This is a genomic window from Desulfobacula phenolica, assembly GCF_900105645.1.
GTDB lineage: Bacteria > Desulfobacterota > Desulfobacteria > Desulfobacterales > Desulfobacteraceae > Desulfobacula > Desulfobacula toluolica.
In genome coordinates, this window is sequence record NZ_FNLL01000048.1 from 1 (window position 1) to 1,461 (window position 1,461).

General features: G+C 45.1%; 2 protein-coding genes. Both read left to right on the forward strand.

Features of this window, described 5'->3' with window-relative positions; all coding sequences use genetic code 11:
• A partial coding sequence (locus BLT94_RS21700) for a 4Fe-4S dicluster domain-containing protein (RefSeq protein WP_092238846.1) occupies window positions 1–457 on the forward strand: 457 nt, incomplete at its 5' end.
• Between the two features lie 50 nt (window positions 458–507).
• Window positions 508–1,299: a 3-methyl-2-oxobutanoate hydroxymethyltransferase gene (gene panB, locus BLT94_RS21705; RefSeq protein WP_092238849.1), complete on the forward strand. Its 792-nt coding sequence runs from the start codon at window positions 508–510 to the stop codon at window positions 1,297–1,299.
• Window positions 1,300–1,461 lie beyond the last annotated feature (162 nt).

Sequence of the window (1,461 nt, forward strand, 5' to 3'; positions counted from 1 at the left end):
CACCGTGGAAGTGGAAGTCAACGGCTGGAGCAAACTGGTTGTCGGTTGCCTCTACCCTGTGGAACCGGATCTGATAGTAAGAACCAGGACAAAGATGGTGGATAAAGTCCGCAAATTGATTTTGGAGTTCCTGCTGGCCCATTCCCCGGATTCTCCGGCATTGCTGGAAATGGCCAAAGAGTATGGGGCCGACAGAGACCGTTTCGAAAAAGAGCCTTCATTTTGCCTTGTTTGCGGCCTGTGTGTAAGATACTGTGCTGAAGTCAAAAAGAAAAATGTTATCGGATTTGTTGATAAAGGCGGAAAGCGGGAGATAAGTTTTATTCCGGAACTGGCCGCCAAAGAATGCTGGGACTGCAAAGAATGTTTTCCTTTGTGTCCGACATCCTATCTGCAGGCCGCTTACCATTTGACCAAAGCGATCGCGTTTCCCTCGCTTGAAATGGCAGCCAGATAGTATCATGATGTCCGCTTGATAAACTAAAATGATTAATTTGAGGAAAAAAAATGCAACATAGGGTAACAACAGCAACATTGATGAAAATGAAACAGGATGGTCAAAAGATTACAGCCTTGACAGCGTATGATTATCCTTTTGCCGGCATGCTGGCTCAGGCAGGAATCGAAATAATTCTGGTGGGAGACTCCCTTGGAATGGTGGTACAGGGAAAGGAAAATACACTTCCGGTTACCATGGATGAGATGATTTACCATACCGCAATGGTCTCCAGAGCCTGTGCCTTTTCAATGGTTGTTGGTGATATGCCGTTTATGTCTTATCAGGGTTCCCTTGATACAGCCATTGAAAATGGGGGGCGATTCTTAAAAGAGGCTGGTGCATCAGCCGTCAAACTTGAAGGTGGTACGGCGGTCTGTTCTGTCATAACTGCCATGGCAAAGGCCGGTATCCCGGTTCAGGCCCATATTGGCCTGACCCCCCAATCCGTGCATCAAATGGGAGGGTTTAAGGTTCAAAGAGATGAAGAAAGACTTTTAAAAGATGCCCGGGATGTCCAGGCTGCAGGTGCTTTTTCCGTTGTGCTGGAAGGTATTCCATCACCCATTTCTGCAAAGATAACAAAAGAGCTTCAAATTCCCACCATCGGTATTGGTGCCGGTGCTGAATGTGACGGTCAGCTTCTTGTTCTTCATGATATGCTGGGAATCAATGACCGGTTTCTGCCCAAGTTTGTAAAAAAATATGCAGACCTTGCAGGAATTGCAAAACAAGGCCTGGAAAAATACATCAAAGAAGTAAAAGACGGGGAATTTCCCTCAAAAGAATATGAATACAAATAAAAAAAAGTCTGGAATTTTGTATTACAGGTTGTAGCAGGCTGGGGAGATCCCTGACACTGGTGGCGGGGTATAGTGGACCCCGAAAACTGGACAATGTGTTAAGATAAAATATAACAGTCCAGAAAGGGGATATTTTGAAACGAAAAAACTACAGTAAAGAAT

Bases quoted from the DNA above. Each gene is read 5' to 3' on its own strand.
- panB (WP_092238849.1), top strand. From the start codon at position 508: ATGCAACATAGGGTAACAACAGCAACATTGATGAAAATGAAACAGGAT.